This window comes from Micrococcales bacterium (assembly GCA_016703125.1).
Taxonomy (GTDB): Bacteria; Actinomycetota; Actinomycetes; order S36-B12; family UBA10799; genus JADKAV01.
The window spans coordinates 389943-413562 of the sequence record JADJCR010000003.1 but is presented as its reverse complement, the minus strand read 5'-3'; the positions used below and the strand labels follow the sequence as shown (position 1 = coordinate 413562).

23 protein-coding genes and 2 pseudogenes are annotated in these 23620 nt (G+C 69.9%); 3 read left to right on the top strand and 22 right to left on the bottom strand.

From position 1 onward, the window contains the following. The first annotated feature begins 111 nt into the window (after positions 1-111). Complete coding sequence (locus tag IPG68_06340; protein MBK6762905.1) at positions 112-540, top strand: CBS domain-containing protein; 429 nt, start codon at positions 112-114, stop codon at positions 538-540. A 12-nt stretch (positions 541-552) separates the two neighbouring features. Here IPG68_06340 and IPG68_06335 read toward each other — a convergent pair whose 3' ends face one another. The 20 genes and pseudogenes from IPG68_06335 to ndk all read right to left on the bottom strand — a co-directional run bounded on the left by IPG68_06335 (position 553) and on the right by ndk (position 19484). Further along, positions 553-1203 (bottom strand): histidine phosphatase family protein, encoded by a 651-nt coding sequence (locus IPG68_06335; protein ID MBK6762904.1) that lies wholly within the window; start codon positions 1201-1203, stop codon positions 553-555. Then, on the bottom strand, positions 1196-1576 hold the full coding sequence (gene rsfS / locus IPG68_06330) for a ribosome silencing factor (GenBank protein MBK6762903.1): 381 nt from the start codon (positions 1574-1576) through the stop codon (positions 1196-1198). Before rsfS ends, IPG68_06335 begins: the two co-directional genes overlap by 8 nt. Continuing rightward, positions 1551-2681 carry an LCP family protein gene (locus IPG68_06325; protein MBK6762902.1) on the bottom strand — a complete coding sequence of 377 codons (1131 nt, stop codon included), beginning with the start codon at positions 2679-2681 and terminating at the stop codon, positions 1551-1553. The genes rsfS and IPG68_06325 overlap by 26 nt, the downstream gene beginning before the upstream one ends. After that, positions 2681-3235, bottom strand: a pseudogene (locus tag IPG68_06320) (nicotinate-nucleotide adenylyltransferase). The gene IPG68_06325 and the pseudogene IPG68_06320 overlap by 1 nt, the downstream one beginning before the upstream one ends. Before the next feature lie 29 nt (positions 3236-3264). Then, complete coding sequence (locus IPG68_06315) at positions 3265-3423, bottom strand: hypothetical protein (GenBank protein MBK6762901.1); 159 nt, start codon at positions 3421-3423, stop codon at positions 3265-3267. A gap of 27 nt (positions 3424-3450) precedes the next feature. Beyond that, on the bottom strand, positions 3451-4725 hold the full coding sequence (locus tag IPG68_06310; GenBank protein ID MBK6762900.1) for a glutamate-5-semialdehyde dehydrogenase: 1275 nt from the start codon (positions 4723-4725) through the stop codon (positions 3451-3453). Between the two features lie 51 nt (positions 4726-4776). Then, positions 4777-5888 (bottom strand): annotated as a pseudogene (locus tag IPG68_06305) (glutamate 5-kinase). Then, positions 5888-7213, bottom strand: a complete 1326-nt coding sequence (obgE, locus tag IPG68_06300) for a GTPase ObgE (GenBank protein ID MBK6762899.1) — start codon at positions 7211-7213, stop codon at positions 5888-5890. The pseudogene IPG68_06305 and the gene obgE overlap by 1 nt, the downstream one beginning before the upstream one ends. An 11-nt stretch (positions 7214-7224) precedes the next feature. Further along, complete coding sequence (gene rpmA, locus IPG68_06295) at positions 7225-7473, bottom strand: 50S ribosomal protein L27 (GenBank protein ID MBK6762898.1); 249 nt, start codon at positions 7471-7473, stop codon at positions 7225-7227. A gap of 4 nt (positions 7474-7477) precedes the next feature. Further along, positions 7478-7795 carry a 50S ribosomal protein L21 gene (gene rplU, locus IPG68_06290; GenBank protein MBK6762897.1) on the bottom strand — a complete coding sequence of 106 codons (318 nt, stop codon included), beginning with the start codon at positions 7793-7795 and terminating at the stop codon, positions 7478-7480. A gap of 116 nt (positions 7796-7911) precedes the next feature. Continuing rightward, the gene (locus IPG68_06285; protein MBK6762896.1) at positions 7912-10065 is read right to left on the bottom strand and encodes an Rne/Rng family ribonuclease; all 2154 of its coding nucleotides are present in this window, start codon (positions 10063-10065) and stop codon (positions 7912-7914) included. 272 nt (positions 10066-10337) lie between these two features. Then, entirely contained in the window at positions 10338-10967 is a 630-nt protein-coding gene (locus IPG68_06280; protein MBK6762895.1) for a DUF2344 domain-containing protein, read from the bottom strand. A gap of 53 nt (positions 10968-11020) precedes the next feature. After that, positions 11021-12925, bottom strand: a complete 1905-nt coding sequence (locus IPG68_06275; GenBank protein ID MBK6762894.1) for a TIGR03960 family B12-binding radical SAM protein — start codon at positions 12923-12925, stop codon at positions 11021-11023. A gap of 62 nt (positions 12926-12987) precedes the next feature. Then, complete coding sequence (locus tag IPG68_06270; protein MBK6762893.1) at positions 12988-13602, bottom strand: disulfide bond formation protein DsbA; 615 nt, start codon at positions 13600-13602, stop codon at positions 12988-12990. 54 nt (positions 13603-13656) lie between these two features. Next, positions 13657-14694: a rod shape-determining protein RodA gene (locus IPG68_06265; protein MBK6762892.1), complete on the bottom strand. Its 1038-nt coding sequence runs from the start codon at positions 14692-14694 to the stop codon at positions 13657-13659. A gap of 98 nt (positions 14695-14792) precedes the next feature. After that, positions 14793-16718 (bottom strand): penicillin-binding protein 2, encoded by a 1926-nt coding sequence (locus tag IPG68_06260; GenBank protein MBK6762891.1) that lies wholly within the window; start codon positions 16716-16718, stop codon positions 14793-14795. Further along, complete coding sequence (mreD, locus tag IPG68_06255) at positions 16715-17218, bottom strand: rod shape-determining protein MreD (protein MBK6762890.1); 504 nt, start codon at positions 17216-17218, stop codon at positions 16715-16717. Before mreD ends, IPG68_06260 begins: the two co-directional genes overlap by 4 nt. Beyond that, a complete protein-coding gene (locus IPG68_06250; protein MBK6762889.1) occupies positions 17215-17943 on the bottom strand; it encodes a rod shape-determining protein MreC in 729 nt (242 codons plus the stop codon). Before IPG68_06250 ends, mreD begins: the two co-directional genes overlap by 4 nt. Before the next feature lie 2 nt (positions 17944-17945). Then, complete coding sequence (locus IPG68_06245) at positions 17946-18986, bottom strand: rod shape-determining protein (protein ID MBK6762888.1); 1041 nt, start codon at positions 18984-18986, stop codon at positions 17946-17948. An 87-nt stretch (positions 18987-19073) separates the two neighbouring features. Next, the gene (gene ndk / locus IPG68_06240) at positions 19074-19484 is read right to left on the bottom strand and encodes a nucleoside-diphosphate kinase (protein ID MBK6762887.1); all 411 of its coding nucleotides are present in this window, start codon (positions 19482-19484) and stop codon (positions 19074-19076) included. Between the two features lie 96 nt (positions 19485-19580). Here ndk and IPG68_06235 point away from each other — a divergent pair, with 96 nt between their 5' ends. Further along, entirely contained in the window at positions 19581-20084 is a 504-nt protein-coding gene (locus IPG68_06235; protein MBK6762886.1) for a hypothetical protein, read from the top strand. 1 nt (position 20085) lies between these two features. On the opposite strand, the gene IPG68_06230 is transcribed toward IPG68_06235, so the two are convergent. Both IPG68_06230 and IPG68_06225 read right to left on the bottom strand, forming a co-directional pair. Then, positions 20086-20403: a DUF4233 domain-containing protein gene (locus IPG68_06230; protein MBK6762885.1), complete on the bottom strand. Its 318-nt coding sequence runs from the start codon at positions 20401-20403 to the stop codon at positions 20086-20088. Next, positions 20400-21725, bottom strand: a complete 1326-nt coding sequence (locus tag IPG68_06225; protein MBK6762884.1) for a dihydrofolate synthase — start codon at positions 21723-21725, stop codon at positions 20400-20402. Before IPG68_06225 ends, IPG68_06230 begins: the two co-directional genes overlap by 4 nt. Before the next feature lie 89 nt (positions 21726-21814). On the opposite strand from IPG68_06225, the gene IPG68_06220 reads away from it, so the two are divergent. Next, positions 21815-23404 (top strand): PD40 domain-containing protein, encoded by a 1590-nt coding sequence (locus tag IPG68_06220; GenBank protein ID MBK6762883.1) that lies wholly within the window; start codon positions 21815-21817, stop codon positions 23402-23404. Positions 23405-23620 lie beyond the last annotated feature (216 nt).

The window sequence follows — 23620 nt, the reverse complement described above, 5'->3', positions numbered from 1 at the left end:
CCCACAACTGTACCCGACAGAATCGCCGTCCCCCACCCGGCATCAGGCACAGGGATGACACGGGACCGCCTTTCACGGCACGATATGGCCAAGCGGCGTGGAAGGACCGGCATGAAGATCTCGAGCATCCTGACGACCAAGGGCGACTTCGTGGCCACAGTGCCGCCCGACGCCTCCGTGAGCGACCTGCTGGCGCTACTCGCCCAGCACCAGATCGGTGCGGCGGTGGTCAGCGAGGACGGCCGCCACGTCACCGGAATCGTCTCCGAGCGGGATGTGGCCCGGGCTGCCCACTCGCACGGATCCGAGGCACTGCAACGCCCTGTGCGCGAGATCATGACCGCCGTGGTGGTCACCTGTGACCCGAGCGCCACGACCGCCGAATTGATGGGGCTGATGACGCAGAAGCGGGTCCGGCACATCCCCGTCATCGTCGACGAGGAACTGATCGGGATCGTCAGCATCGGGGACGTCGTCAAGTCCCGCCTGGCCGAACTGGAGACCGAGCGCGACGCCCTGCAGGCCTACATCAGCAGTTAGCCGACGTCCCTGCTAGTCGTCGGCCGCCGCCGGCTCCGGCAGCGAGCGGGCGTTGTACTCCAGCACGCTCCACGGCGTCTGCGCGTCGGGAGTTTCCAGGAACACGCTCCAGGCCGCGTTCCGCATCACCCCGAAGAACCGCAGTTGCTCGAACGGCCGGTTGAGCAGGGGGGCCAGGACCGCGCGGGCAGCGCCACCGTGGGTCACGACGACGACTGTGCGGCCGGGGTCCGCGCCCACCAGCGCATCCTGCACCGCCGCCATCACCCTGTCCCCCACGTCGGCCCGCGCCTCCCCGTCGCCACCGGGCCGCACCGGCTCCCCGGCCAGCCAGGAGCGGTAGGCGTCCGGATCGGTGCGCAGGAGTTCCTCCCGCTGCCGCCCCTCCCAGGAGCCGCCATCGGTCTCCCGCAGCCGAGGGTCGGTGGCCACCTCGAGTCCACAGCGCGCGGCCAGGGCGGCCGCGGTGTCACGCGCCCGGCTGAGGTCACTGCTCACGATGTGCTGCGGCCGCAAAGCGATGAGCAGGCGCGCGGCCGCCTGCGCCTGTTTGCGCCCCACACCGTCAAGGGGCACGTCCGTCTGACCCTGGAACCGGTGCTCGAGGTTCCAGGCCGTGCGCCCGTGCCGCCACAGCACCAGCCGGCGAGGTGGATCAGACATCGGACACCTCGATGACCGGGCAATCCTTCCAGAGTCGTTCCAGGTCGTAGAAGGCCCGCTCGTCGGCATGCTGCACATGCACCACGAAGTCCCCGAAGTCCAGCAGCACCCACCGGCCCTTGCCTTGGCCTTCGCGGCGCACCGGCGGTTCGTCGAAGGCGTCCTCGACGCCGTCGACGATCGCGTCGACTTGCCGCTCGTTGCCGCCCGTGCAGATGAGGAAGGCGTCGGTGAGGGCCAGGTGGTCGCTGACATCGAGGGCCACCACATCTGCAGCCTTCTTGCCGAACGCCGCCTGTGCGGCGCGCTCCACCCGGACCCTGGTGTCAGCAGCGATTGTCACGACCTCACGATCCCACAGGGTCGGCGGCATCAGCAGCCACGGCCACCCTGGCCTCGGCCAGCGGGACAGGATCCTTCCCCGGGGTGATCCCCAGCGCCTGTTCCAAGGTCACCACCTGCGCAGCGGGCACGGACGGGTCGACCGTCACCGTCGTCGAACTCGTGATAGCGCGGCCCCCCCAGGCCGAGCGCCAGGACCGGGTGCTCAGCTGCGAGCGGATCTCAGGAACCGCCTCGCTACGGATCACCACCGACGCGACGCGGGCCACTGGCTCGTCGGGGCCGGCGAACCCGTCGAAGACCCGGCTCAGGCGCCGGGCGGTCGCGAAGGGGTCGAGGGCGTAGGCCCGGCGCACTCCCTGTGCCGGTCGAACACGCACGGCGTTCTGCCCGTCGAGGGCGACCTGGACCTCGTCGTAGTCCCCGGTGATCCGCAGGTCGTGGGCGTCGGCGAGGAGGACTGCGAGCTGCTCGGCCGGCATCGTGGCTTTCGACAATGCGCCGAGGGAGACCACCAGGGTCCGGGCCTTGTCCGGATCGGTCGGGAACCGTCGAACGATCTGATCCCACACCGCTTGGAACCGCTGCAATCTCGCCTGCTCGTCGACCAGCGATGCGTCGAGGACGTAATCGGCGGCCTGCGCACCCGCCAACGTGCGCATCCCGGCAGGCAGCACGGCCGTGGTGTCATCGTCCGTGACGTAGACGGTCACCTGCGGAATCTCCAGCCGGACCCCGGACACCGCGTCCACGAGGCCGGCGAACGCGAGCCGGTCGAGCACCCAGGCATCATCGACCCGGACCCCCAACTGGTTCTGGACAGTGTCCACGAGGTACGGCACGGGTTTGCGACCGAGTTCCGCGGCGCTGACCTCCTGAACGCCGATCTGGTCGATCCACCACTGCCCGGTCCACCACAGGTTCGCCAGGCGCGAGTCCTTCTCGACCCCCATGATTACGGACCCCTGAGCAAGGAGCCGGGAGTCGCGCAGTTGGACCAGCAGGGTGCGAGGGGCGGGCCCCGGCGGGTCGTCCGGCGGGGGCACGACGGGCTGCTGACGGGAGACGAGAATCCCCACCGTCGCCGCGATGACGACCAGCAGGAGGGCTACCGAGGCGTCGGCTCGTCTGTGCATCAGCGATAGAGCTGTTGCTTGCGGATGTAGTCGACCACCGGCGCCGGGACCAGGAAGTCGATGGGCTGTCCGCGCTGGAGACGTTCACGGCACATCGTCGATGAGACGTCCAAACTCGGTATCTCCAGAAGGGTCGCAGCCCCGTGGGGCAGATTGTTGCTGCTCGGATGGCCCGGGCGGGTCACCCCCACAATATGCGCCAGCTCGAGGACGGCATCCGGGTCCCGCCATGTCGCAACTCCGGACAGGGCGTCCGATCCCATGATGAAGAACAGATCGGCCGGGTGGTACTCGCGGTGCAGGTCGCGCAGGGTGTCCACGGTGAAGGTCGGTCCCTGCCGGTCGATGTCCACCCGGCTGACCCGGAAGGAGGTGCGATCGGTGGCAAGGACCGCCATGACGTACCTGTGCTCCGCATCCGTCACCGACCGGTCCTACTTCTGCCAGGGCTGTCCGGTGGGAACGAGCACCACCTCGTCGAGGGCCAGGTGGTGCTGGACGTGTGCAGCCGCCGCGAGATGTCCGATGTGGATCGGGTCGAAGGTCCCTCCCATGACGCCGATCCTGCGGCGCGCAGCCATTGTCAGCGGTCGACGTTGATGCGTGTGACGAGGAACAGCAGGAGCAGGAGCACGATCAGGGCGACCGCGCCGTAGGCGTACGGCGAAGCGTGGGCCGCCTCCCCCTCCTCACCCTCCGTATTGGCCAGGACGTTGCTCAGAACCACGACCGCGTTTCCCATGCAGGCACTCTACCCAGTGCCCCCGGCTCAGGCGCGAACGTGCCCGTCACCTTCGACGACGAACTTCGTGGAGGTCAGTTCCGTGAGCCCCATCGGCCCGCGGGCATGCAGTTTCTGCGTGGAGATCCCGATCTCGGCGCCGAAGCCCAGCTGCTCGCCGTCGGTGAACCGGGTCGAGGCGTTCACCATCACCGCCGCGGAATCCACCGCGTCCCCGAACCGCGTGGCCGCGGACACGGAGTCGGTCACGATCGCCTCCGTGTGGCCACTGCTCCAGCGCGCGATGTGGTCGATTGCCGCCTCCAGGTCCGGCACCACCCCCACAGCGATGTCCAGGGTCAGGAACTCCTCGGCCCAGTCGTGATCGTTGACCGGGCGGAAGGGGATGCCCACCTGCGCGGCGTACGGCGCTGCCGCTTCGTCCCCGTGCACCGTGACGCCGCGGTCCTTGAGCGCGGCGAGCACGGCCGGCAGCAGCCGGTCAGCGGCTCCCTGATGGACCAGCAGGGTCTCCGCCGCGTTGCACACGCTGACCCGGTGCGTCTTGGAGTTGACCACGATCTCCACCGCACGGTCCAGCGGGGCGTCCTCATGCAGGTAGACGTGGCAGTTACCCACACCGGTCTCGATCACCGGCACCAGGCTGTTGCGCACCACGGCCTGGATCAGACCAGCTCCGCCGCGGGGGATGACCACGTCGACGATGCCGCGGGACCGGGTGAGGTGCTCCACGCTCTCATGCGTGAGACCGGGTACCTGGCAGATCGCATCACGCGGGACGTCCGTCCCTGCCAACGCCTCCCGCATGACCTCGATGAGGACCTGGTTGCTGTGGGCGGCACTGGCCGATCCGCGCAGCAGCACTGCGTTGCCGCTCTTCAGGCACAGCGCCGCGGCGTCCACCGTGACATTGGGCCGGGCCTCGTAGATCATCCCGATGACCCCGAGCGGCACGCGCACCTGCCGCACCCGCAAGCCGTTGGGCAGCGTGTATCCGCGCAGGACGTCGCCCACCGGGTCCGGCAGAGCCGCCACCTGACGCACTGCTTGCGCGATGTCGGCCAGCCGCTGTTCGGTCAGTGTGAGCCGGTCGATGATGCCCGGATCCGTACCCGCTGCGCGCGCCGCCTCCACGTCGGCGTCGTTGGCCCCGATGATCTGTGCCGAACGGGCCTGCAGCGCGTCGGCGATGGCAGTCAGTCCGGCGTCCTTCTGATCGCGGTGCAGGGTGCGCAGGGTGGCGGATGCGGCACGCGCCCGCATCCCGACGGCGCGGACTTCTTCAGCCGAGGCATGACTCATGGGCTCAGTCTCTCAAGACTCGCGTACGCAGCGCCACGGGTCAGCGGTACTTCACAGCAGCACGAGGTCGTCGCGGTGCACGATCTCCCGTTCGTAGTCCGGGCCGAACTCCGCGATCAACTGGGCGGTGGTGCGCCCCACCAGGCGGTCGAACTCAGCGGCGTCGTAACCGACCAGGCCGCGGGCGACGACTGCGTCGTCGGGACCCACGATGTCCACCGGTTCCCCGGCCACGAACCCTCCCGACACCCCCACGACGCCAGCCGCGAGCAGCGAGGCCTGACGCTGACGCAGGGCCCTCACCGCACCGGCGTCGATCTGGACGGCGCCACGCGCTGTCGTCGCATGTGCCAGCCACATCTGACGCGGTGAACGGCGCCTACCCGACGGCTCGAACACGGTCCCGGTCACCTCGCCGAGCAGCGCCTGGGAGACCTGGTCGGCGCAGGTCAGCACGACCGGGATCCCCGCCTCGCTGGCCATGAGCGCGGCCTGCACCTTGGTGGCCATGCCGCCCCGGCCGATCCCGGACCCCTGGCCCCCGAGACTCACGCCAGCCAGGTCCTGCGCACCGGTCACGGTCTGGATGTGAGATGCACCCGCCTGGGACGGGGGCGATCGTACACGCCGTCGATGTCGGTGAGCAGCACCAGGCCGTCGGCTTGCACGACGTGGGCCACCAGCGCGGCGAGCCGATCGTTGTCCCCGAACCGGATCTCGTCGGTCGCCACAGTGTCGTTCTCGTTGACGATGGGCAGCACGCCGAGTTCCAGCAGCCGGCCCAGGGTGCGCTGGGCATTGCGGTAGTGGGTGCGCCGGATGAGGTCCTCGGCGGTGAGCAGGATCTGCCCCACACGGATGCCGTGCTCCCCGAACTGCGCGGTGTAGTGCGCCAGCAGGATGCCTTGGCCCACACTGGCCGCAGCCTTCTGCGTGGCGAGGTCCCGCGGCGGCTTCGTCAGACCCAGGGCCGGTGTCCCGGCTGCGATGGATCCCGATGACACGAGGATCAACTGCACGCCTGCCCGCACGTTGCGGACCAGCGCCGCCACCAACTGGTCGAGGTGCTGCTGGTGCAGCCCACCGGCGGCATCGGTCAGTGAGGACGAGCCGATCTTGACCACGAGCCGGGAAGATTGCGCGATGCGCGCCCGGGCGTCCATCACTGTTCGTCCTCCTCGGCAACCACCCGGTCCACCGAGGGAACCCAGTCGAAGACCACCGCGTCGTCCTCCGGGCCGATGATCACGGTCGACCCTTCGACGGCGCCGAGTTCGGCCAGCCGGTCCTCCACCCCGAGTTTGGCCAGCCGGTCAGCCAGGTAGCGCACCGCCTCCTCGTTGCTGAAGTCGGTCTGCCGTACCCAGCGGTGCGGCTTGGTGCCCAACACCCGGAAGGCCTCCCCCTGCGTGCGCACGTCGAAGTCGGGACCCGTGACGGGCTGCGGGCGCAGTACCACCCGGGCCTCGGGTTCGGGACGCAGGGCACGGTCTGCGAGCACCAGGCGCAACATCGCATACGTCAGCGCCGGCAGCCCTTCGTGCGTGACCGCGGAGATGGGATGGACTTCGTAGCCACGCTCGCGCAGGGAATCCGCCACCATATCGGCCATCTCCCGGCCGTCCGGGACGTCGACCTTGTTCAAAGCCACCAGTCGGGGACGTCCCGCCAGTTCCGGGTCGAAGGCGAGGAGTTCCTGCTCGATGACCTCGAGATCGGCCACCGGGTCGCGGTCGCTCTCGAACGTCGCGCAGTCCAGCACGTGGACCAGGGCACTGCACCGCTGCACGTGGCGCAGGAACTCGTGCCCGAGGCCCTTGCCCTGGCTGGCACCGGGGATCAGTCCGGGGACGTCGGCGACGGTGAAGGTCGTGCCCGCGATCGACACCACCCCCAGGTGGGGGGTCAGCGTCGTGAACGGGTAGTCGGCCACCTTGGGCTTCGCAGCGGACAACGCGGAGACCAGACTCGACTTGCCCGCACTCGGATAGCCGATGAGACCGACGTCGGCCACCGTCTTGAGTTCGAGGACCGCGTCGGTCTGCTCGCCCGGTTCACCCAGCAGCGCGAAACCTGGCGCCTTGCGCCGGCGACTCGCCAGCGAAGCATTCCCCAGACCGCCATGGCCCCCGGCCGCCAGCACGAAACGCTCGCCCGGCGCCAGCAGATCCGCGAGCACATCGCCGGCCGGCGTCTGGACCACGGTGCCCGGCGGTACCGGCACCACCAGGTCGCCGCCCCACGCGCCGTTGCGGTGCCCACCCTGTCCGGGCTGACCGCTACCGGCTCGCCGGTGGGGATGATGATGCACGTCCAGCAGGCTGTTCACATTGGGATCGACCAGGAGCACCACGTCGCCACCGCGGCCACCATTGCCGCCATCAGGCCCACCGAGGGGTTTGAACTTCTCGCGGTGGATCGAGGCGCACCCGTGGCCGCCGTCCCCGGCGTATGCGTGGATCAGGACGCGGTCAACGAAAGTCGTCACCGCGGACGGCTTCAGGCCAGGACGTTGACGACCCGGCGACCGCGCTTGGTGCCGAAGTCCACGGTCCCTGCGGTCAGGGCGAACAGGGTGTCGTCCTTGCCGATGCCGACGTTGTCGCCGGGGTGGAAGTGGGTGCCGCGCTGACGGACGAGGATCTCGCCGGCGTTGACCTCCTGGCCACCGAAGCGCTTGACACCGAGGCGCTGGGCGTTGGAGTCGCGGCCGTTCCTGGTGCTGGCTGCACCCTTCTTGTGTGCCATGAGGTCAGGCTCCCAACTCGATGCCGGTCACCTTCACCACGGTCTGCTCCTGACGGTGACCCTGGCGGCGGCGGTAGCCGGTCTTGTTCTTGTACTTCTGGATGTCGATCTTGGGGCCTCGGCGGTGCTCGACCACCTCGGCGGTGACCTTCGCGCCCGACAGCGTGCTGGGGTCGGAGGTCACGTTGTCACCGTCGACGACGAGCAGGACGGGGGCCAATTCCACCGCAGCGCCGGGCTCGCCGGTCACTCGGTTCAACAGCAGCTCATCGCCAACAGCCACCTTCTCCTGGTGACCACTGGTCCGCACGATCGCGTACACGCCCTAGCTCCTTCAACGTTCATGGTGACCCTCCGGCACAAGGCACGAGGGAATGCGCGCGAGAAGCGCACCTCATCAGGGTACGCGATGCGCCCTCCGCAGGGCAACGCGCCCCCTCAGCCGTTCTCGGCGACGCCCTCCGGCTCGGCGGGTGCGTCCTCGGGCTTCGACGAGTTCGTCGGCGCCCCCGGGATCGGCCCCGGCGGGCGCCTGCGCCGCGAGCCCACCGGTTCGGTCTGAACCCGCACGCCGCGGCCGTTGCAGTGCTCGCACGGCTCGCTGAACGTCTCGAGCAGGCCCTGACCGATGCGCTTGCGGGTCATCTGCACGAGCCCCATTGAGGTGATCTCAGCGACCTGGTGCTTGGTCCGGTCACGGCCCAGGCACTCCACGAGCCGCCGGACGACCAGGTCCCGGTTGGACTCCAGGACCATGTCGATGAAGTCCACGACGATGATCCCGCCGACGTCGCGCAGGCGCAGTTGCCGCACGACCTCCTCGGCCGCCTCGAGGTTGTTGCGCGTGACCGTCTCCTCCAGGTTGCCTCCCTGCCCCACGAAGCGACCGGTGTTGACGTCGACCACGGTCATCGCCTCGGTCCGGTCGATGACCAGGGACCCGCCGCTGGGCAGCAGGACCTTCCGGTCGAGCGCCTTCGTGATCTGCTCGTCGACCCGGTAGGCGCTGAAGACGTCCTCGGCGTCGGTCCAGCGCTTCACACGGTCCTTGAGTTCCGGGGCCACCCAGCCCACGTACTCCTCGATGGTGTCCTGCGCCTGGGCACCGGACACGATCAACTCGCTGAAGTCCTCGTTGAAGATGTCGCGCACCACGCGGATGGCCAGATCCGGCTCGGAGTACAACGGCGACGGCGACTTGGCCGTCTGGGTCTTCTCGGTGATGCTCTCCCACTGCGCTGACAGCCTGGCCACGTCCGAGGCCAACTGCTCTTCGGTGGCACCCTCCGCCGCGGTGCGCACGATGACCCCGGCATCCTCGGGCAGGGCCGCGCGCAGCGCCTTCTTGAGCCGGCTGCGCTCCTTGTCGGGCAGTTTGCGGCTGATGCCGGTCATCCTGCCGTTGGGCACATAGACCAGGTACCGGCCCGGCAGCGAGATCTGACTGGTGAGGCGGGCGCCCTTGTGCCCAACCGGGTCCTTGGTCACCTGCACGAGCACAGTGTCGCCAGGCTGCATGGCCAGCTCGATGCGCTTGGGCTGGCCCTCGAGCCCGGCCCCTTCCCAGTTCACCTCGCCAGCGTAGAGCACCGCGTTGCGGCCCCGGCCGATATCGACGAAGGCCGCCTCCATCGACGGCAGCACGTTCTGCACCTTGCCCAGGTAGACGTTGCCGATCATGCTCGCATTGCGTTCGCGGGTGACGTAGTGCTCCACGAGGATCTTGTCCTCCAGCACCGCGATCTGGGTGCGGTCGTCCATCCCCCGCACGACCATGACCCGGTCGACGCTCTCCCGGCGGGCGAGGAATTCGGCCTCGGTGACGATGGGGGAACGGCGACGGCCGGCATCGCGACCCTCCCGCCGGCGCTGCCGCTTGGCCTCCAGTCGGGTGGAGCCCTTCACCGACGTGACTTCGTCCTTAGTACCAGTCTCCTCGTCGGCAGTCTCCCCGCCCCCGCCACGGCGGCGCCGACGACGACGACGTTTGCTGCCGGCACCCTCGTCGTCACCGCTGGACTCCTCCGCCTCGGTCTCGGCCTCGGCGGCCGGCTCGGCCTTCGCGTCACCCTGACCCCCGTCGTCATCGCGCGGCGGCCTCTTCTTGCCGCGCTGGCGGGAGCGCGCCGGCACAGGTTCGGTGTCGACCTCTTCGATTTCGATCTCCGGGGCCAGGAAGAAGGCCGTGGCCATGATCGGCTCGTCCTCGTCGAGTTCGAACACCTCGTCGGTCTCGACCTCGGGTTCCGGCTGTGACTCGAGCGGGCCCACGTGGAAGGGGTCGGTCATGCTCACGTCCGGCACCACGAGGTCCCGGGACCCGTCCTCATCGGACTGTGGCGCCTCGAGCGCCGGCGGCTCGGTCACCGGGGTCTCCGGCACCTGGCCCTCTGCTGACTCCGGCACCTGGTTCGCCGGGGTCTCCGGCGCCTGGTCCACCTGCACCACCGGTTCCTCGTCCGCCGGGATCTCCGGTGCCTCGTGCGGGTGGGGCTGGGGCGGTCCGGCCGGCCGGCCGGCTGCCCGACGGCGCCGACGGGCACGCTCGCCACCGTCGCTGAACTGCTCGCTGTCCTGGACCTCATCGTCCATCGGGTACTCCCGATCCGGGTCCTCAGAATCGGCGCGCGGGCTCCTACGCCCTTCGCGCGCGAATCCTCCGGACCCACTCGTAGGTGTTCGGCCGCGACCGAACACAAAGCTTCCATTCGGCGGTGACTGTGTGCCGCACACATAAGGCGCGATGCGCCCGGGCAGCAGATCCGGTCACCGGTCGGGCTCCGATCGGCTCCCGACTACCGGCAGTATCGCACATGAGCGCTGCGTAGAGCCCCGATCACGCACGGTGACCCGTCTTCGTCAGCTCAGAAGGGCGCCCGGACCCCTGTGTCACCGGGCACGCCCTGGACCAGCCTGGTCGCGAGCACCGGCTCGTCGGGCAACTCCGGGAAGACCGACCGGATGGCGCTCACCACCTCGGCAGGCCGCGGCGTCGGCTCGGCGTGGGCCACGGTGACCTCGAGCACCCCGGGCTGCGGCACCGATAGGTCAGAGCAGAGTGCCCGCACGTCGATAGTGCGCCGCCCGGCCTTGGTGATCCGTTCGACCTCGACGCTGGTGCTGGCCCCGAACGCCGCGACCGCCGCCCGCACGTCGCCGGACCACTCGATCCGCCAGCGGCTCGCACGCAGCCTGTCCGACAGCGGCCCGGCCGACGGTTCGATGGCCACCACGTCCAGACCGTCCGGCAGAGCCGCGTCGAGAGCCGCCCGGGCGACATCCGGGTCGATGGCCCGCACCACGCTGAATTCCAGGAACTCGGCCTCGCTGGCCGCACCGGTGGGCGCGGCGCCGGCGTACGACACCTTGGGATGCGGCGAGAAACCCGCGGAATAGGCCATGGGGATCCGGGTGCGGCGCAATGCACGCTCCCACGCCCGCTGGAAGTCGCGGTGGGAGGCGAACCGCATCCGACCGCGCTTGGCGTAACGCACCTGCAGGGTCTGAACCGGCGGGATGTACTCACGGTCCGGGGTGCGCCCGGCCATCAGGACACTCCCACGATGGGCAGGATCGGGCGTTCGGTGGGTCCGACCTGGATCTCGGTGCCCATCTGGTCACAAACCCCGCAGTCGAAGCACGGAGACCACCGGCAGTCCTCCACCTCGACCTCGTCGAGCGCGTCCTGCCAGTCCTGCCAGAGCCATTCCTTGTCCAAGCCGGAGTCGATGTGGTCCCAGGGCAGCACCTCGGTCAGGTCGCGTTCCCGCGTGGTGTACCAGTCCACGTCGATCCCCACGGCCTGCGCCGCGGCCATCCACCGGTCGAAGTCGAAGTACTCGCTCCACCCGTCGAACCGGCCGCCGTCGCGCCACACCTGTTCGATGACCGAACCGATGCGCCGATCACCGCGGGCCAGCAGCCCCTCCACGATGCCGGGCCGGCCGTCGTGGTAGCGGAAACCGATCGCCCGGCCGAGCTCCCGGTCCGACCGGATGGCCTCGCGCAGCAACGCCAGACGGGCGTCCGTCTGCTGCCACCCGAGCTGCGCGGCCCACTGGAACGGGGTGTGCGGCTTCGGCACGAACCCGCCGATCGAAACGGTGCAGCGGATGTCCTTGCGGCCCGACACCTCGCGCCCGGTGCGGATCACGTCCTTGGCCATCCGGGCGATCTGCAGCACGTCCTCGTCGGTCTCGGTCGGCAGCCCGCACATGAAGTAGAGCTTGACCTGTCGCCAGCCGGCGGCGTACGCAGCTGCCACCGTGCGGATGAGGTCCTCCTCCGTGACCATCTTGTTGATGACCTTGCGGATACGTTCGCTGCCGCCCTCCGGGGCGAACGTGAGCCCGGAGCGCCGGCCGTTGCGCGACAACTCGTTGGCCAGGTCGATGTTGAACGCATCGACGCGGGTCGAGGGCAGCGATAAGCCGGTGTTGGTGCCCTCGTAGAGGTCGGCCAGCCCCTTGGCGATGTCGCCGATCTCCGAGTGATCCGCACTGGACAGACTCAGCAGCCCCGCTTCCTCGAAACCGGTCGCGGCCAGCGACGTCTGGACCATGTCGGCCACGGTGGCCTTCGACCGCTCCCGCACTGGCCGGGTGATCATGCCGGCCTGGCAGAACCGGCACCCCCGCGTGCATCCCCGGAAGATCTCCACCGAGGCCCGCTCGTGCACCGTCTCGGCCAGCGGCACCAGCGGCGCCTTGGGGTACGGCCACTCGTCGAGGTCGGTGACGGTGTGCTTGGCCACGCGCCACGGGGTGGCTGCATCCGCAGGGGTGACGCGCTGGATGCGCCCATCGGGCAGGTAGGAGACCTCGTACTTCGACGGGACGTAGGCCACCCCGGCGGCGGCGATGGCGTCCAGCAGCTCCCGGCGCGTGGCCCGGCCGGCGGCCTTCGCGTCACCGATGATGTCCGAGATCGCGAGCACCGCCTGCTCACCGTCCCCCACGACGGCGACATCGATGAAGTCCGCGATCGGCTCCGGGTTGAACGCGGCGTGCCCTCCGGCAATGACCAGCGGGTGCTCGTCGGTGCGGTCGGCACTGTGCAGCGGGATGCCCGCGAGGTCCAGCGCGGTCAGCAGGTTCGTGTAGCCCAGTTCCGTGGCGAAGGACACCCCCAGCACGTCGAAGGCCGCCACAGGCCGATGGGAGTCGACGGTGAACTGCGGGATCGCGTGCTCGCGCATCAGCGCTTCCATGTCCGGCCAGACGGCGTAGGTCCGCTCGGCGAGCACATCGTCGCGCTCGTTGAGGACTTCGTACAGGATCTGCAGGCCCTGGTTGGGCAGGCCGACCTCGTAGGCGTCCGGGTACATCAGCGCCCACCGCACCGCTACCGCATCCCACGGCTTCAGGGTTGCGTTCAGCTCACCGCCCACGTACTGGATGGGCTTGCGAACCAGCGGCAGGATTCTCTCCAGCCGGGGATAGACGGACTCCACCCCCTCAGGGTACGAAACGAGCGGCACGGGGCCCGTTCACGTACCCCGGGGGCGCACCGCCGTCAGTCGAAGATCGGCTCGACGTCCCGGCTGCGCTTGAGTTCGAAGAAGCCCGGCGTCCCGGCGACCGCCAGAACGCCGTCCCACAACCGCCCGGCCACCTCACCCTTGGGTGCCGGGGAGACGACTGGTCCGAAGAAGCCGATCATCTGCCCGTCGGGTCCCGGCACGTGGATGACCGGCGTGCCGACGTCCTGGCCCACCGGCGCCATGCCACGGTGGTGGGAGGCTCGCAGCGCCTCATCGTGGCGGTCGGTGTGCGCCGCCGCGGCGAGGTCAGCCGGAAGCCCCACGTCCGCCAGGGCCTTGGCGATGGCAAGGTCGTAGTCGCTCGTCGCGTCGATGTGGATCGCGGTGCCCAGTGCGGTGTACAGGGGACCGACGATCTGCGGGCCGTGAGCCTGCTCGGCCGCGATCACGACGCGCACAGGGCCCCAGGCCCGGTCGAGCAGGTCGCGGTACTCCGCCGGCAGGTCGCGGCCTTCGTTGAGCACCGACAGGGACATGACCTGCCAGTTCACCTCGACGTCTCGCACCTGCTCGACCTCCAGCATCCAGCGGGAGGTCATCCAGGCCCACGGGCAGACAGGGTCGAAGTAGAAATCCACAGGGGTCATGCTTCCAGGGTGAGGCAGGCCTGCCGGGGGCGCGAACGCAGGGTCCGGGCCGGATCAGTGCCGCGAGACCCGCAGGAGCAGGCCAACCCCGATCCATGCGGCGATCACGCTCGAACCCCCATAGGAGACGAACGGCAGGGGCACGCCGGTGACCGGCAGCAATCCGACGTTCATCCCGAGGTTCTCGAAGCCCTGAGCGGCCAGCCAGCAGACGATGCCGGTGGCCACCAGGGCTCCGAAGCGGTCGGCGCGCTGCGCGGCGGACACCCCCCGCAGCAACAGCACCAGGAACCCAGTGATGACCAGCAGCCCCCCGAGCATTCCGAGCTCCTCACCGACCGCCGAGAAGATGAAGTCGGTGTACTGGTAGGGCACGAAGGCACCTTGGGTGTGCGCCCCGGCGAGCAGGCCCTGACCCTGCACGCCGCCGGTGCCGATCGCGATGAGCGCCTGCTGGACGTTGTAGCCGACTCCCTGCGGGTCCGCAGCCGGATCGAGGAAGGCCGTGAACCGGGCCACCTGGTAGGCGTCGAGGACACCGACGGCATACGCGCCGATCGCCCCGAGGGCGCCTGCCACCAGCAATGCCACCAGGAGTCGGCCCCGCACGCCCGCCACGAAGAGCACACCCAGCACCGCGGCCCCGGTCACCAGGGCCGACCCCAGATCGGGCTGCAGCAGCAACAGGCCGGCCACCACCCCGGTGGCCGCCAGGACGCCGACCACGGCCTGCGGCTCGGGGGGGTCGTCCAACCCGCGCATCCCCCGCCGGTCCGAGAGCCACAGGGCCGCGAGCAGCACCACGAAGACCTTCGCGAACTCCGCGGGCTGCAGGGTGAAGCCCCCTGGCAGCGTCAGCCAGGCCCGGGTGCCGTTGATGGTCGTGCCCAGCGGTGTGAGGACCGCCAGGAGTCCGGCGACGCTGGCGGCGTACCCGAACACGGCCAATGCCATGAGCGCGGGTCTGTCCAGCCGGTAGACCACCCAGGCCGCCACGGCGCCAAGGATGACGAACAGGATCTGCCGGAAGGCGAAGTAGCCACCGGGATCGCCGTCGCGGATCAGCCGCACCCAGGTGGTGGAGTAGACCATCGCGATGCCCACGAGGCTCAGCGACACCGCGCAGACCAGGATCCAGGCATCGAAGCGCCGCCCGGCATGGGTCACCACCGTGGGGGCCAGCGACGCGCTCACGGGCTGATTCCGAAGAGTTCCTCGTAGACCGCACGTGCCACCGGTCCGGACGTCGCCGCCCCCAGGCCGCCCTGATCCACGTTGACGATCACGACGTACTGCGGGTTGTCGGCCGGGGCGAAACTCGCGAACCACGACGTGGACTGCTTACCTGCCACCTCCGCGGTACCGGTCTTGGCGGCCACGGGGATCTCGGCGAGCGGGAACCCCAGGAACGCGCCGCTGGCGGTGCCGTCCACGGTGGTGGTGGCCAGCGCTCGCCGCACGTAGGCGAGTGTCTTCAGGTCCGCCGGCGCGACGCCCCGCGATCCCGGCTCGATGTCCGTCTCGTCCGTTCCCTGCAGGCGGGCGCCCAGGTGCGGGGTCACCAAGGTGCCCCCATTGGCGATCGCGGCGTAGGCGGCAGCCATCTGCAAGGGCGTCACGAGAGTGCGGCCCTGCCCGATCGCGGTGTTCATCGCATCGCCGGCCTTGTACTCGTACCCGGAGCGGCAGTAATCGCGCGCGTAAGCCTTCAGCAGCCGGGCCCGCCCACGATCCGGTTCCTCGGGATACCCCTGTTCGGCGCGCTGGCAGAAGTCGTCACGGCGCTGGTCGTACTCGGCCAGCACCTGTGCCCGGTCCGGCACCGAACCCGCGGCCTCCCCCGGCAGGTCCACGCCAGTGGCCGAACCGAGCCCGAAACCTCTTGCGGTGCGCACGACGTGTTCCTGGGCCCCCTCGCCCACGAGCGCGCCGTCTCGCTTCCACATCTTGTAGCCCAAACGGTAGAACACGGTGTCGCAGGACACCGACAGTGCGCGCGCCAGGGACACCGGGCCGTACGCGCGGCTTTCGTAGTTGCGGAAGACCTGTCCTCCTACGACCACCGACGACGGGCAATCGTAGGTCCCGTCGAGCGGGAACCCGGCCTCCTCGGCCGCCACGGTCGTCAGTGGCTTGAACGTGGACGCCGGTGGCATCAGGGCCTGGGTGGGCCGGAACACCAGCGGCCGGCCACCCTTCTCGTCGGTCAGCGAGGCGAACTGGGCATCGGTCAGGCCGCGGGTCCAGATGTTGGGGTCGTAGGTCGGATACGACGCCAAGGCCCGGATGGCACCGGTCCGGACGTCCATGACGACCACCGAGCCACCGGTGGCCCGGTACCCGGCGTCGCGAGCGGTCGCCACCGCCTCGCGAAGCGCCCGCTCGGCCACCACCTGCGTGTCCACGTCCAGCGTGGTGACCAGGGTCTGTCCCTCTAGCGCGGGTTCGACCTCGTCGGTGGCCGACCCACCCTCCCGGTTCAGCGTCCGCCGCGCCTGCCCGGGTGTCCCGCGCAACGCCTGGTCGTACTGGGCCTCGAGCCCGGAACGGCCCTGCCCGTCGGAGAGGTATCCGAGCAGTTGTGCGGCGTTGGCCTGCGAGGGGTAGTCGCGCACGGCTGCCTGCTGCACGATCACCCCGGGCAGGTCGGCGTCGCGGATCGCCAGGGCCCGCGGGATGGCGAGGTCGGTCAGCACGGGGACGGGCTCGCCCGGCTCCCCCCGGTAGCACGTGCCCGGCTCAGCCCCTTGCTGCCCGCACACCAGGGTGCGGGCCAGGATGCGTCCCCGAGGAGTTCCGGCGAGTTCGGACAGGCGTTGCAGGGTCGCGTCGTCCAGCGGCGGTTGCACCGCCACCTGCAGACTGGTCCGGTTGCCCGCCAGGATCCGGCCGTCGCGATCCACGATGCTGCCGCGGGCGGCGGGCACGGTCACGACGTCGGTCTGCACCCGTTGTGCCTTGGCCGCGTACACCGGAGCCTGCGCGGTCTGCAACCAGATCAATCGCGCCCCGATGGTCAGACCCACCGCGAGGATCACCACCTGCAGCATGCGCAGCCGACGGCGGGCCGGTCCGTCGGTCGCACGCGTGCGGGCAGGGGTCGCGAGCTGGGTCACCGCACGACCTCCCGCAACCAGCCACGCAGGGGAAGCAGGATCGCCAGGCACACCGCAGCTCCTCCGGCGACCCACAGCCACCCGAGGCTCCACCCGGGGTAGCGGCCGTGCAGCAGGGCATTGACGGCAGCGATCAGCCATGCCCCGGCGATGGTGAGCAGCACTGCCAAGCCGGCCCCCGACCACCACCATCGGTCGGTGGGGATCCGCGCAGCCGCCACACCGGCCAGGCACCCGACCAGCGCGGCCATCCCCAGCACCCCGGAGCCCGTCACGTCGAGCAGCAGTCCGGCCCCGAAACCGGCGACGGCCCCGGGACCCGGTCCCCACGCCATCCCGACCACGACCACCGTCGCGAGGACCACGGGCACAGCGGCTGATGCGCCGAGCGCGGGAAGCACGGCGGTCTGCACGACGAACGCCGTGAGCACCGCGACCACCGCCACCGTGACGACCCTCGGCGTGTGCATCCCGGCGGCCCGGGAACCCGCCGCACTCATCGACGCCCCGTGAGGACCACGAGGGTCTCGAGGGTGGTCATGCCGGCGACAGGAGCGACAGTGGCAGAACGACCCGATTCCACGGGCGAGGCGTCGACCTGCGTGATGCGGCCCAGCAGCAAGCCGGCCGGGATGCCTGCACGCTGCACCGACCCGAGGGTCTCCACCTCGTCACCGGGTGCCACCTCCGCGGCGGGGTTGAGGATGTCCAGACCGAGGTCCCGGTCCATGCCCGAGCCGGTCACCACACCCATCTCGCCGCTGGGGCGGACCCGCACCCCGACCATGCTCTCGGGGTCGGTGACGAGCAGCACCGTCGCGGACCCACTGGCGACCTGGCTGACGCTGCCGACGAGTCCGCCGACGGCGAGCACCGCGTTGCCCACCTGCAGGCCCTGTTCAGCGCCCACATCGATGGTCACCGTGGCCCGGTCCCCGGCGATGTCAGCAGCCACCACCCGTCCGGTCGCCGAACGCCAGCCGGGCGGGATCGCGGCCATGACCGGTCGGGCAGCCAGGGCGCGCGCACCCGGATCGCCGAAGGCTTGGACGTCGTGGGCCCAGTTCCCCAGCGGTGCGAACATCGCGGTGGCCGTGCGCTGCAGGGGGGCGGCGACCTGCTGGCCGACGGAACGGATCGCCGTGTCGGAGGCGCGCAAGTCCCACAGGATGAGAGCCAGGGAGGCGACGACCAGGATGAGAACGGTGTTGCGGGTGCGTGTCATCGTCACAGAGCGGGCTCGATCAACAACAGTCGGCGGACACTGGAGATGTTCTCCGCGCACCTGCCGGCGCCGTCGACCACACTGAGGTCCGGCTCCGCTGCCAGCCGGACCGGGACCCCCAGGTCGTGCTCGAGCCGTTCGGGCAGTCCCCGCAACAGGGCCGCCCCTCCGGTGGCCACCAAGCCGGAGCGCACCAGGTCCCCGGCGACCTCGGCACGGATGGCGTCCAGCACTCGCCGCACAGCGGACATCAACTCCTCGAGGGGGCGCTGCAAAGCCTTGCGCACGTGCATGGCCGACAGTTCGATCTCCTTGGGCAGGCCGGTGCGCGTGTCCTGTCCGCGCACCGGCATCGTGGGCAGCCCGTCCAACGGCACGGCCGAGCCGAGGGCGATCTTGACCTCCTCGGCGCTGACGCGGCCCACCCGGATGTCGAAGTGCTCCACGAGGTAGTCGATGATCGCCTGGTCGAAGTCGTCCCCACCCAGGCGCAGGCTCTCGCCGGCCACGATCCCGCCGAGGGCGATAGTCGCGACGTCCGTGGAACCCGCCCCCATGGACAAGATGAAGTGCCCGCGGTTCTCGTGGATCGGCACCTGCGCCCCGATCGCGGCGGCGATCGCAGTGGGAACCAGGTAGACCTGCCGGGCCCCCGCGGCGTACGCGGCATCCCGTACAGCGCGTTGCTCGACCCCGGTGAGGTGCGAAGGGGTGTTGACGACCAAGCGGGGCCGGCTCAGCAGGGACCGCCCGTGGGCGTTCTGGACGAAGAAGCGCAGCATCCGTTCGGCCGCGTCGTAGTGGCGGATCACGGCGTGCTGCACCGGTCGGACCACCTCGATCTCGGCCGGGGCGCGCCCGGTCATCTCCTTGGCCGCTTGGCCCACGGCCACCACGTCCGGGCCCCGCAGGGCCACCACCGACGGCTCGTCGAGGACCACCCCGGCGCCACGGGTGAAGATGCGGGTGCGGGAGGTACCGAGGTCCACGGCCAGGTCACGTCCGAGGCTCAAGCGCGGTCGGGGGCGTGTGTCCGCCAACATCGCCAAGGTGACCTCCCGTCGGGCGCGTCCATCGTACGTAGGGGGTCCGGCACCCCGGGGGCCGTTTGCCCCGATTGCTGGGCGGGTCTACACCTGGGGGAAGAACAGGGAGATCTCGCGGGCCGCGGACGCCTCGGAATCCGATCCGTGGACGATGTTGCGCCCCATCTCCGTGGCCAGGTCGGCCCGGATGGAGCCCGGCGTCGCCTCGACCGGCTTCGTGGCCCCCATCATCGTCCGCCACGCGGCGATGGCGTCCTCCCCCTCGATGACCCCGGCCACCAGCGGCCCGGAGGTGATGAAGTCCACCAACTCGCCGAAGAACGGTTTGCCCTCGTGTTCGCCGTAGTGGGTCTGCGCGGTGACCACATCGAGCGTGCGCAGTTCCAGCGCAACAAGGGTGAAGCCCTTGCGTTCGATGCGGGACAGCACCTCGCCGACGAGTCCGCGCTCGACACCGTCGGGCTTGATCAGGATCAGGGTTCGTTCGATCGCCATGGCTCACAGGGTACGCAGCGCCGGGCCGACCAGCGTCCGGTGGTTGTCGGCAGGGTCGGCACCGGCCTACGCTCGAACGGACCTCAGGAGGCCAGCATGAAGAAGATCCGGGTCGCACCGGCCACCGCCGTCGCATTCCTCGTGGGCATCGGTGTCGCCACCGCGGGCACCGCCACCGCCGCCCAGATGATCACGGGCAAGCAGATCCGCAACGGGTCGATCACGGCCAAGGACCTGTCGAAGGGTTTGCGCAAGCAGCTCGGCGTGCCGGGTCCGGCCGGACCGGTGGGTGCCGTGGGACCGGTGGGACCGGCCGGTTCGGTCTCCACGGTGGTCAACCGGCGTTTCGAGGTGCAGGGCACGGCCACCGGACCCGGCGAGGTGCAGGTCCTCACCGGCAGTTGCCAGCCCGGAGAGCGGGCACTGAGCGCGGGCTACACCTCCGGCGGCACGGCCACGCACTTCAACGTCCATAGGTCTCTGCCCATGAAGGGCAACTCCGTGGCCACGAGTGGGGCGGAGAACCCGGATGGATGGTCGATCGTCTTCAGCCTCGACTCCGGGCAGAGCGTCTACCTCAACGTCCTATGCGCCCGCTGACTCAGCCGGCTGCGCGCGCGGCGTCGGCCGCGTCCGCCTTGCGCCCGTAGTACACCGCCGTCACCCACAGGCCCGCGAAGACCAGTGCCAACGGGATCGCGATCGGGGTGAACAGGCTCGCGAGGACCGACACGACCTGCGTGGCGCTGCCGACGAGGACATCCCCGCGGCGGGCCGTCATGGCACCGACCACCGCCATGATCATCAGACCCCCCGCAACCCAGCCCCCCACCCCTGGCTTGAGCGCGGCGGCGACCGGTATGGCGAGGCCGAAGACCACAGCCTGGAAGACCAATGTGGCCGACGCAATGACCCTCATGACTGGGCCCAACTGCGCGCTCGTCCGGCCGTGACCACCGAACCGGTGGCCAGCACGCAGCCCTTCGGCCCGGAGATCTCCCGGGCCATGACCATGGCCGCGTCGAAGTCGGCGACTTCGTGCACGCTTGCCGCGGGCCACATACTGTGGGCCCGCTGCGCCAGGTCCGCCAGCGGGAGGCAGCGCGGGGATCCGTTCACCGTCAGCACCACCTCGTCCACGATCTGCGCCAAGGTCCCCAGCATGGCGTCGACGTCCTTGTCGCCCATGATCGCCAGGACCGCCACCAGTCTGTCGTAGGTGAACGACTCCGCAACCGCCACGCAGGTCGCCTGCATCCCGTGCGGGTTGTGCGCCGCGTCGGCCAGCGTGAGCGGGTGCCGGCCGATGATCTCCAGCCGGCCCGGCGAGTGCACCTCGGCGAACGCTTCAGTGACGATGTCCGGTTCCGGCAGGCGGTCGAGAAATGCATGCACGGCCGCCAGCGCCAGCGCGGCGTTGTCCGCCTGATGCCGGCCGTGCAGGTTGAGGAACACCTCCTCGTAGGTGTGGTCGGCCACGCGTATGGTGACCACCTGCCCACCGACGGACAGCCCCCGCGACACCAGTTCGTAGGCCACGCCCGGCAGCAGTACCTTGGCCCCGACGTCATCGGCTGCCTGCATCAGGACCGCCAGCACCTCGGGTTCCTGGGCGGCCAGGGCCACTGCGGCGCCGGGCTTGATGATCCCCGCCTTCTCCCCTGCGATCTGGGCGAGGGTGTCTCCCAGGTAATCGGTGTGGTCCATGCCGATCGGCGTGATCACGGCGACTTGGGCGGCGTTGACGTTCGTCGCGTCCCAGCGGCCACCCATGCCTGATTCCACGATCGCAACGTCGACCGGGGCATCGGCGAACAGTGCGTAACCGAGCCCGGTGATGACCTCGAACATGGTCATGGGCGGCCCACCGTCGGCCACGGAGGCGGCATCGACGATGTCCAGGTAGGGCTCGATCTGCCGGTAGATCTCAGTGAACCGATGGGTTGAGACCGCCTCCCCGTCCAGCTCGAGTCGCTCTGTCAGGTCGCGCAGGGCGGGGCTGGTCATCAGCCCGGTGCGCAGTCCCATGGTGCGCAGCAGCGTCTCGATGATCCTGGCCACCGACGTCTTGCCGTTCGTACCGGCGATGTGGATCACCGGTGAGGTGAGTTGGGGCGCGGCCAACAGGTCGCAGAACTGCTCGATCCGCGAAAGGTCGGGGGCGATCCGGTGCTCGGGCCAGCGCGCCAGCAGTGCTCGCTGCACAGCTTCGAACTCCGCTGCCTCATGGTCAGAAGTCACCGGATCAGGCTACGACGCCGGGTGCCCGTGGCCGTCACGAGCGTAGAATTGGACCGAAGTGGGGGCCGTCCTGGACGGAGGTGGGGGCGGTGTGGTCCAGGATCGCGATCATCGTCGTGTTGGCCTTGGCGCTGCCGATCGGTCCCGCCCTCGCCAAGCAACCGCCTCCCGGACGATCCCTGGCCCTGGTGGTGAAGGGCGTCCCGAAACATGCGAAGGTCCGCATAGTCATCAAGGGTCCCAAGCACCTGAAGAAGACCGTGAAAACGCACGGTTCGCGCACCGTGCGCCACCTGCGGCCAGGCACGTACCGCGTACTGCCGCGCACGCTGAGGACCTCCGCCGGGACGTGGATCGGAAAAGCCCGCCCCGCCAAGGTCGGGGTGACCAAGCGCAAAGGCGCCCGGGTGCGCGTGGTGTACACGGCGAAGGCCTCGCCCGCCCCCAATGACGAACCGGACTTCACCCCCACGCCCTTCACTGGCGTCCTCGCGCCGGCCTCGGTGAGCTTGGTCTCGCGCACCCCCGCTGGGGTGGCGGGGGACAAGCCCTCGCGCGACCCGGCGTGGTCCCCGGATGGGCAGACGATCGCCTTCAGTTCTTGTGCGACCAACCTCGGCGGCACTGCGGACAACCGCTGCCATGTGTTCACCGCGCGGGTGTCCGACGGCTCGGTGACCCGCCTGCCCAACACCAGGTTGACTGACATCTACGACTGGGGCGGGGAACCGGCCTGGGCCCCGGACGGCCAGCACCTGGCTTTCACCACGCTGGAGAGACTCGAACCAGGGGACACCGACACGAACAAGGACGTCTACGTGGTGACGGCTGCTGGTGCCAGCCCGCAGCGGGTCTCGGAGACCAGCGGCGGGGCGGACATGCAGGGCTCCCCGGCGGTGGCCGAGGATCCCCAGTGGTCCCCGGACAGCACACGCATCATGTTCCGGTCCACTGCCACAAACCTGGCCGCCGGCTCCGGACAGGTGTACATCAGGACACTGGCCAGCGGGACCGTGGTCCGCACCGGGGGCGGTGAGCGCAGTGGGGGCGCGCGGTGGTCGACCGACGGCCGGATCGCCTTCGTCGCCGGAACGGACGTGCTCGACCCTGAGACCGGGGACTGGAACTCGGTGTACGACGTTCACACGGCCACCGGCATCGGCAGTTCGGTCACGGCGGTGACCGGTGATCACGGGGTCCTCGGCCCGCCGACGTGGTCCCCGGCCGGGGACCTCGCCTTCAGCACGAGCAGCGCTCTGCTCGCTTCCGACACCAACGGTTCGGCGGACATCTACACCACTGGGAACCCCGCGACGCGCATCTCTGCCGGCCCCGGTGGCGAACAGACGGTGTGGGACACCACCGACCCCGTGTGGTCGCCGGACGGGCAGAAGGTCGCCTACGTGGCCACCGGCGACGGCCCCTCGACAGTGTTGGTCAAGAACCTGATCACCGGCACGGTCACGCAGTTGGTCGACCCGACCAACGGGATGCGGTGCATCTCGTACGACATCGATGAGGAGAGCGGCGAGCAGTTCTGCGAGCAGTACGAGTACTTCGAGGCCTCGGAGCCGGCGTGGTCGCCGGACAGCACCAGCATCGCCTTCGCCACCAGTTACCCCAGCCTGGCACCCGGTGACGCCAACGGTGTGAGCGACGTGTTCGTGGCGGCCTTGTAGCTCGGCGCCGGTCCGGGCCCGGCGCCCCCAGCACAACCCGGGAGCGAAACGGACACCCGGGAGCGAAAAGGACCGGTTGGATCCCTCCCCGATGTCCGTACCTCTCCCCGATGCCGCGCAACCCGCAACCTCCCACGGACGGACCGGGGCCCAGCGCAACCCCCGGTCACCCACGGCGGCCCGGACCCCCAGCACAACCCGGGAGCGAAACGGACA

Bases quoted from the DNA above. Each gene is read 5' to 3' on its own strand.
- IPG68_06315 (MBK6762901.1), bottom strand. From the start codon at position 3,423: ATGGGAAACGCGGTCGTGGTTCTGAGCAACGTCCTGGCCAATACGGAG.
- IPG68_06340 (MBK6762905.1), top strand. From the start codon at position 112: ATGAAGATCTCGAGCATCCTGACGACCAAGGGCGACTTCGTGGCCACA.
- IPG68_06285 (MBK6762896.1), bottom strand. From the start codon at position 10,065: ATGGACGATGAGGTCCAGGACAGCGAGCAGTTCAGCGACGGTGGCGAG.
- rpmA (MBK6762898.1), bottom strand. From the start codon at position 7,473: ATGGCACACAAGAAGGGTGCAGCCAGCACCAGGAACGGCCGCGACTCC.
- IPG68_06230 (MBK6762885.1), bottom strand. From the start codon at position 20,403: ATGAGGGTCATTGCGTCGGCCACATTGGTCTTCCAGGCTGTGGTCTTC.
- IPG68_06270 (MBK6762893.1), bottom strand. From the start codon at position 13,602: ATGACCCCTGTGGATTTCTACTTCGACCCTGTCTGCCCGTGGGCCTGG.
- IPG68_06235 (MBK6762886.1), top strand. From the start codon at position 19,581: ATGAAGAAGATCCGGGTCGCACCGGCCACCGCCGTCGCATTCCTCGTG.
- IPG68_06265 (MBK6762892.1), bottom strand. From the start codon at position 14,694: ATGGTCTACTCCACCACCTGGGTGCGGCTGATCCGCGACGGCGATCCC.
- ndk (MBK6762887.1), bottom strand. From the start codon at position 19,484: ATGGCGATCGAACGAACCCTGATCCTGATCAAGCCCGACGGTGTCGAG.
- IPG68_06310 (MBK6762900.1), bottom strand. From the start codon at position 4,725: ATGAGTCATGCCTCGGCTGAAGAAGTCCGCGCCGTCGGGATGCGGGCG.
- IPG68_06335 (MBK6762904.1), bottom strand. From the start codon at position 1,203: ATGTCTGATCCACCTCGCCGGCTGGTGCTGTGGCGGCACGGGCGCACG.
- IPG68_06250 (MBK6762889.1), bottom strand. From the start codon at position 17,943: ATGACACGCACCCGCAACACCGTTCTCATCCTGGTCGTCGCCTCCCTG.
- IPG68_06245 (MBK6762888.1), bottom strand. From the start codon at position 18,986: ATGTTGGCGGACACACGCCCCCGACCGCGCTTGAGCCTCGGACGTGAC.
- rsfS (MBK6762903.1), bottom strand. From the start codon at position 1,576: ATGCCGCCGACCCTGTGGGATCGTGAGGTCGTGACAATCGCTGCTGAC.
- IPG68_06325 (MBK6762902.1), bottom strand. From the start codon at position 2,681: ATGCACAGACGAGCCGACGCCTCGGTAGCCCTCCTGCTGGTCGTCATC.
- mreD (MBK6762890.1), bottom strand. From the start codon at position 17,218: ATGAGTGCGGCGGGTTCCCGGGCCGCCGGGATGCACACGCCGAGGGTC.